This is a genomic window from Cupriavidus sp. 05N40 (genome assembly GCF_056397305.1).
Window position 1 is genome coordinate 1 of sequence record NZ_JBFTND010000283.1, and the last position, 7330, is coordinate 7330.

Sequence of the window (7330 nt, forward strand, 5' to 3'; positions counted from 1 at the left end):
AGTTGGAACCACCCCTTCCCATCCCGAACAGGACCGTGAAACGACTCCACGCCGATGATAGTGCGGATTACCCGTGTGAAAGTAGGTAATCGCCAGGCTCTCCCTTGAAACCCCTCAGTACGCAAGTACTGGGGGGTTTTGCTTTTGGGGCGGCCGATTTATGGCGGCCAATTTGCAGCGACCGGTCCGCAGCGGCGGTCTTGCGATGGCCTGAATGCACGGTGCCTTTGCAGTCATCGTGCCAGCCGGCATAATTGCTCTGTTTCCATATACCTCTAATCGCCCCGGATGCCAGCCGAGAGCAACATTTCATGGTTTCTCTACCTGCTCGAATGCGAAGGTAATACCATCTACACCGGCATCACGACCGATGTGGAGCGTCGTTTTGCCCAGCATCAGGCAGGAACCGGCGCCAAATACACGCGTTCACGCAAGCCGATCCGGATCCTCGCCTGGCAGGAATTCGAAAACCGCTCGGAAGCCTCGAAGGCCGAGGCTGCCGCCAAGCGCCTGAATTCAGCGCAAAAGCGCGCATTATGCGCGATGTTGTCGGAAAATAACGATCCCGGGCAAATGACTGCGGCCAGCTAGTACGCCGCGGACTCCAGAGTTCCCACTTCCTTTCCTTCCCTTAAGTCTGGTTTAAGGATGGCCCCTTAGCATGGTCCTGTCGCGTCCCGGCTCGAGGACGCCCAAGGTAACTCAGGAAAGGAAGACGCCATGATCCGCCAGACACTAGCCCGCTCTGCCATCGGTATTGCTGCCCTGGCTGCGCTCGCCGGGGGGTATACCTATCTGCAGAAGGAAGTCATCACGCCGGGATATGCCGCGCAGGCGCCCGCGACGGCATCGTCGCAGCCAGTGGCCGTGGCCACCCCGGCTGATTTTTCGGGCATCGTCGACCAGTACGGCCCTGCCGTGGTCAATATCAGCGTGACCGCGCGCGCGCAGCGCACCYCGGCGCAGGTGCCGCAGGGCATGGACCCCGACGACCCGCTGTTCCAGTTCTTCAAGCGCTTCGGTCCGCAGTTCCAGGGTCCGCAGAGCGGCCAGCAGCAGCTGGTGCGTGGCCTCGGCTCGGGCTTTATCATCAGCCCGGATGGCCTGATCATGACCAATGCCCATGTGGTGGACGGCGCCCAGGAGGTAACCGTCAAGCTGACGGACCGCCGCGAGTTCAAGGCCAAGGTGCTCGGTGCGGATGCGCAGACGGACGTCGCCGTGATCCGCATCGATGCGAAGAATCTCCCGACGGTGCGCCTGGGCGATCCGTCGCGCGTGCGCGTGGGCGAACCGGTCCTCGCCATCGGATCGCCTTACGGTTTCGAAAACACGGTGACCGCCGGCATCGTCAGCGCCAAGTCGCGCTCGCTCCCGGACGACACCTATGTGCCGTTCATCCAGACCGACGTTGCCGTCAATCCCGGCAATTCGGGCGGCCCGCTGTTCAACCAGCGCGGCGAGGTGATCGGCATCAACTCGCAGATCTACAGCCAGACCGGTGGCTACCAGGGACTCTCCTTTGCGATTCCGATCGACGTGGCCAGCAAGGTGCAGGCGCAACTGGTCGCGCACGGCAAGGTTACGCGCGGCCGTCTTGGCATCGGCGTGCAAGAGGTAAACCAGGCCCTGGCGCAATCGTTCGGCTTGCCGAAGCCCAGCGGCGCGCTGGTGAACTCGGTCGAGCCTGACAGCCCCGCGGCGAAGGCCGGCGTCAAGCCGGGCGACGTGATCGTGCAACTGGGAAGCGACGTGATCGATCATTCGGGCGACCTGCCCGAGCACGTCGCCGACCTCGCGCCGGGCACGCAGACTTCGCTCAAGGTGATCCGCAAAGGCGAGCCCGTGACCCTGACCGTCAAGATCGGCACGGCGAAGGATGCGGCTGTCGCCGACAAGAGTCCCGCCAACAATGCGGGTGGCAAGCTCGGCCTGGCGGTGCGTCCGCTGAGCCCCACGGAGAAGCGCGACAGCGGCATCGACGGCGGCCTGGTCGTGGAGGATGTCGCGGGCCCGGCGGCCAAGGTAGGCATCCAGCCCGGCGACGTCATACTGTCGATCAACGGCACGCCGATCAGTTCGGCGGATCAGTTGCGCGCGCTGGTGTCGAAGTCCGGCAAGCAGGTCGCCTTGCTGGTGCAGCGCGATGACGCCCGTATTTTCATCCCGCTCGACCTCGGTTGAGCGTCGTTGGAAGCGTGGTAAGCCGCCGCCGAAAGCGCGGTGATAATCGAGTCGGAAAACGTGAGCGGGCCGGTAAACGCGTATACGTTTACGTATACGCGGACGTATACGCGGACGTATACGCCAGGTATACGTCCGGCCCGCCAAGCCTTGCTGGAAGCCGAATTCCGGTGCAAATAGGGCTGTCAGAACGCGCTGTAACAGGTATTATCTCGACTGCGACGCAAGACACGCCGCGACGGCTGCAGGCCCTTGTTGCGAATTCGTCTTGCTGACTCGAAGACACAAGGAAGTCTATGCAGTTGGATTTCACCCGCGCGTCCGCGATCACGGGTACCGAAAGAGCGCGGCGCCTGCCGCAATCGACGCCCTCTCCGCGCCGCCGCAAGAAAGCTGAAGCCCCGCACTGGGAGCGTGGCTACCGTTCGCACTTCTACCGCAATGAGCGTGGCGAGAAGCTTGGCGAGGTACGCCTGTCAGATCGTGGCGAGCTGCCGGTTGTCTATCACTGGGCCGCCGGCAACTATTCCGGCGCGGAAGGCTCGCTCGTGCATGCGCGCATGCGTGTGGAAGAAACCATCGGCTTCGGCATGCGCCAGCTGCCGCTGTTCTAAGCGCAGGACTCCGATGTCGCCGGCGGCTTTGCCGGCAGATGCAGTGCCCGTATCGCGCAAGCGCGCCGCAGCGATCCAGCCCGGCCACACGCATTGCCCACGGCAAGCCGCCAAGCGGTGACGCCCGCCTCACCATCCCCGCGGCACGCACGCCGTATCCGAACCAGTCCCTGCCGCTCTCCGTTCAGTCGCGCTCCGTTCAGTCCAGGCGTCTCTGAGCCAGCATGAAGGCCGCAGCGGTCAACGCCAGCACCGCGATCAGCCGGTACAGGTCCTCGCACGCAATCAGCCGGGCCTGCGAGTCGACCAGGCTGGCGAGTTGCGCCATCGCGGCCTGGTGCGCACTGCCGGCATCGAAGCCGCGCGCGCTCCAGCCCGCCTGCACCGCGTCCAGCCATTGCTGTGCCTGTGCGGTGTGCTGGCCAAGGGCGCCGGTCAGGCTGGTGTGCACGGCGAACTGCCGGTTCTGCAACAGTACAGCGCCCAGCGCGGAGGCAAACGAGGCAGCGATCTGGCGCAGCAGATTCTTGCTGCGATAACCATGCGCGAAGTCTTCCTCGGCCAGCGAGCGGAAGGTCAGGCCCGCGATGGGGATGATCACCATCACGCCAAACAGGCCCTTGCCGATCAGCCCGGCGATCAGCGCCTGCGTACCGGCGTCCGGCGGCATCGACGAAAACCACCATGCCGCGCCTGCCATCAGTAGCAGCCCGCTCGCCATCAGCGGCTTCTTGTGCGGCAGCTTTGGCGCCACCCGCAGATAAACCACGATGCCGGCCAGGCTGACCATGGCGGCAAAGCTGTTGAGCCAGCCGGTGGTGGCCAGCGGCATGCCCAGCGCCTGTTCCGCGTAGATCGGGAACACGTAGGCGCTCAGGTTGCTGATCAGATAGTAGGCGAAGTACATCCCCAGCCCGGTCAGGTAGACGGGGTTGCGCAGCGCGCGCACGCGCAGCACTGGCGCGCTGTGGTGCCATTGCTGCCAGAGGAACCAGCCGAACAGGCCGACCCCGACCGCGCCGATCGCCACCAGTCGCAGCGGGTGCGAAAAGACGTCGAAGCGGGCCTCGGTCAGGGCGGCCTGCAGCGACACTACCGCCGCGCCGAACAGCAGCAGCGGGCCAAGCGCGGGGCCCTGGTCGTCGTTGCCCGGCTCCGCATCGGGCAGCAGCAGCCACGCGCCCAGCGCCGCCAGCGCCGCGAAGGGCAGCGCGCCGTAGAACACGTCCTGCCACACGCCGCGCTCGATCAGTTCCGCCGCCAGTGCCGGCGCCACCGCGGAGGCCGAGAAGATGCCGAGCATGAAGATGCGCGCCGCGCGGGGCCGGTCGGCCGGCGCGAACATCACATTGACCAGGATGCGGCAGCTCGTAAACAGCGCGCCGCCACCGACGCCCTGGACGAAGCGCGCGCCCACCAGCTGCGGCAGCGAATGGCTGGTCGCCGCCGCCAGCGTGCCCGCCATGAAGATCAGCAGCGCGCCGGTGAGGTAGTAGCGGTAGCCGAAGCGCTGCGCCAGCCATTGCTGCTTGAGGATCATCAACATGCTGCCGACCGCGTAGGCGGCCTGGACCAGGGCGAAGCTGCGCGGGTCCGCGTCCACGCCGCCGACGATGTGGCTGGACGCAAACACGAACATGATGTTCTCGAGAAACTCGACCGAGGTGGCCAGCGCGAGCAGCAGCATGACCAGTGTCTGCCGCTGCCGGCGGCTGAGCAGGCGCAGCCAGCGCAGCCCGAGCCGAAGCGGGCGCAAGGCAGAGCCTGATCTCATGGCTCCAGCGCGAGCAGGTTCTTGTGCATGCGGTTCAGGGCCCGCGTGGTGGTGCCCAGGCCGCTGTCTCCCAGTGGCTGCCAGGCTTCGGCGTAAGCGGCGTGCACCGCCGGTGCGGCACGTTCGAGCAGGCGCAGGCCGGCCGCGGTGAGCACGAGCTCGGTGCTGCGGCGGTCCTGCGTGGAAGCATTGCGGCGTACCAGCCCGCGCGCTGCCAGGCTGTCCATCAGGCGTGTCATCTGGGTGCGGGTGGCGTCGAGCGTCAGCCCTAGCTCGGACGGCAGCGTCGGCTGGGCGTCATCGGTGGCGAGCATGCTGATCGCCAGGTATTGCTGGAGGTCCAGCTCGAACGGTGCAAGTGCCCGGTCGATATGGTCGCGCAGCAGGCGCGCCGTGCGCAGCAGCAGCCGCGAGGCCAGGATCAGGTCACGCGGTGCCTCGGGGTGGCTGGCACAAAAGCGTTCAATGCGGTCTTCGAACGACATGGAGGCGTAATGCTTCTGGTGATGCCGGCGCAAGCGGGTGCTGCACTGGCGAATTGATTTCGTATGAAATTATATCACTTGAAACAAGTCGCCGAGATGACGGGCGGCTCGGCAGCTTCATGCGCCCCGCGGGGTGCGGTGGAGTTGCCGCAGGGCCCGGCGCAGCGCGGCCAGCTCGGCCGTACGCAGCGCCGGCGCAAGTTGCCCGTAGCGCAGCCTGACATAGCGCTGGTTGAAATCGTGCACGGCGCGGGCGGCGGCCGGCCAGGCGAGCGCCGCGCGTTCGGCGAAATCCTGCGGCCCCTCGGAAGGCGAGCGTACGCACCCGTGGCGTGCCAGTTGCCGGCAGAAGCGCGCATAGAGCGCCTGTACCGGATCGGTCTCGCGGCGCCGGCGCATGAGCGGCACTAGCCCCAGCAGGCTGAGCGCGGCCAACCCGCCGAGCAACGCCTGCGGCAGGCTGTCGCCGACGCCTATCCGATGCATGAACCGGGCCTGCTGGCCGCGATCGTATTGCAGCACCCAGCGCTGCCAGGTGTAGACCATGCCATCCATGCCCCAGCGCAGGTTGCGCAGCCAGCCCGGGTCGCGTACCGCGCGCAGCGCCTCGATCTCGCTGGCGTCGAGCGCCGCGTCGATGCCGCGCTCGACGCGGCTCGGCGCCACCGCGCTGGTGGGATCGACGCGCACCCAGCCGCGTCCGGCCAGCCAGATCTCCGCCCATGCGTGCGCATCGGCCTGGCGCACGATGTAGTTGCCGCCGATCGGGTTGTACTCGCCGCCCAGGTAGCCCGTGACCACCCGCGCCGGCACGCCCGCCGCGCGCATCAGGAAGACGAAGCTGCTGGCATAGTGCTCGCAGAAGCCGCGGCGGGTGTCGAACAGGAAGCTGTCGATCTGTTCGCGCCCGAGCGGGGCGGGCGACAGCGTGTAGCCGAACGGCGCCGCCGCGAACAGCTGCAGCGCGGCCTGCGCGCGTTGCGCAGGCTCCGGATAGCGCTGCGCCCATTCGGCGGCAAGCGCGCGGCTGCGCGGGTTGCCGGGCGGCAGCGAGAGCGCCAGTTGCAGTGCCTGCGGATCGAGCGCTTGCGCTGCGCCCGGCGCCGAGCGCGCGCGATAGCGCAGGCGCCGGTCGACCGCGTCGCGGACGAAAAACTCGCCGTCGGCATTGATCGTGGCGCCGGCTTCGGCAGCGATGGCCTGGCCGCGGTCGAGCAGGAACAGCCACGGGTGCTGGCTGGGTTCGAGCGTGATGCTGTAGTCGATCACGCCGGTCGCCGCCGTGTTCGCGGCTGTGCCAGCCACGGTGTCCGTCGCGTCGGCAGCTGGCGGCAGCCCCGGCGCGGGCTGCGCGGCGCGTTGCCTGCCCGGCGCCGGGCGCCAGGTCTGGCCGTCGAACTGCCAAAACACCAGCGCCCGCCAGTACAGGGCGCCGGCCGGCAGCGGGCCGCCTTGCACGTCGGCGCGCAGCGCCACTTCGGTCGACTGCGTCAGCTGGCTCACGCTGCCGGGGCTCATGGTGTCGCTGATGCCGGTGGCGGCTACCGCCTCGGCCTGCGGCAAACGCCACAGCGGTCGGTCCAGGCGGGGAAACAGCACGAACAGCACCAGCGCCCACGGCAGCCCGATCAGCGTCAGCCGGCCTAGCAGCGGCCATACCGCGAGATAGCCGCGCGCCTCCGGATGGCCCAGGAACAGCCAGTTGCGCAGCAGCCAGGCAGCGATGGCGAGGCCATACAGCGCCAGCCAGAAAGGCTGGTCGAACAGGTACAGGCTCAGCAGCAGGTAAAAGCAGAGCTGCGTCACCAGCGTGGCGTCGGCCAGCACGCGGCACTCGAGCAGCTTGAGCACGACGAAGGCGCCGAGCAATGCCACCGAGAGATCGCGGCCTATGTTGCCGCCGGCCTGCCACGCCAGCGCCGCGGCCACCAGCAGCACCAGCCCGGCGGTCAGCCCGAGCATCAGGCGCGACGGCAGCGGCGCGCGCTGGCGCCAGAGCAGCCAGCGCCAGCCCATCAGCAAGACCAGCAGGACGCTGATGGTGACGGGCAGCCCGCGTGCCTGCGGCGCCAGCACCAGCGCCAGCTGCCCGAGCAACAGGCCGTGCTCTTCGTGGGCGAGCGCGCGCGGCGGCGCTTTCATCGCGGGCTTTCCGGCGCGGGCTGTCCCGGCTTGCCAGGCCACAGCGCCAGCGCCTCGAGGCAGGCGCGGCGATGCGGGCCACCGCGGCCGGGCGCGATCTCCACGCCGGGCAGCCGCAGGCCGATCTCCAC

At 67.7% G+C, this 7330-nt stretch carries 6 protein-coding genes, 1 rRNA gene and 1 pseudogene; 4 read left to right on the top strand and 4 right to left on the bottom strand.

The window, feature by feature from the left end:
* From rrf to AC1DO7_RS37670, 4 genes are all read left to right on the top strand, one after another.
* Positions 1 to 98: ribosomal RNA gene (gene rrf / locus AC1DO7_RS37655) — 5S ribosomal RNA — on the top strand; the annotation flags it as partial.
* A 190-nt stretch (positions 99 to 288) separates the two neighbouring features.
* Positions 289 to 591, top strand: a complete 303-nt coding sequence (locus tag AC1DO7_RS37660; RefSeq protein ID WP_441650226.1) for a GIY-YIG nuclease family protein — start codon at positions 289 to 291, stop codon at positions 589 to 591.
* 129 nt (positions 592 to 720) lie between these two features.
* Complete coding sequence (locus AC1DO7_RS37665) at positions 721 to 2184, top strand: DegQ family serine endoprotease (protein WP_477117321.1); 1464 nt, start codon at positions 721 to 723, stop codon at positions 2182 to 2184.
* 296 nt (positions 2185 to 2480) lie between these two features.
* Entirely contained in the window at positions 2481 to 2798 is a 318-nt protein-coding gene (locus AC1DO7_RS37670; protein WP_441621841.1) for a hypothetical protein, read from the top strand.
* 199 nt (positions 2799 to 2997) lie between these two features.
* Here AC1DO7_RS37670 and AC1DO7_RS37675 read toward each other — a convergent pair whose 3' ends face one another.
* The 4 genes and pseudogenes from AC1DO7_RS37675 to AC1DO7_RS37690 form a co-directional block, all read right to left on the bottom strand.
* Positions 2998 to 4572, bottom strand: coding sequence for an MFS transporter (locus AC1DO7_RS37675; RefSeq protein ID WP_441650228.1), 1575 nt, complete (start codon positions 4570 to 4572; stop codon positions 2998 to 3000).
* On the bottom strand, positions 4569 to 5057 hold the full coding sequence (locus AC1DO7_RS37680; protein WP_441621844.1) for a MarR family winged helix-turn-helix transcriptional regulator: 489 nt from the start codon (positions 5055 to 5057) through the stop codon (positions 4569 to 4571). The genes AC1DO7_RS37675 and AC1DO7_RS37680 overlap by 4 nt, the downstream gene beginning before the upstream one ends.
* 117 nt (positions 5058 to 5174) lie before the next feature.
* On the bottom strand, positions 5175 to 7199 hold the full coding sequence (locus AC1DO7_RS37685) for a transglutaminase TgpA family protein (protein WP_441650229.1): 2025 nt from the start codon (positions 7197 to 7199) through the stop codon (positions 5175 to 5177).
* Positions 7196 to 7330 (bottom strand): annotated as a pseudogene (locus AC1DO7_RS37690) (DUF58 domain-containing protein); the annotation flags it as partial. The pseudogene AC1DO7_RS37690 and the gene AC1DO7_RS37685, both read right to left, overlap by 4 nt.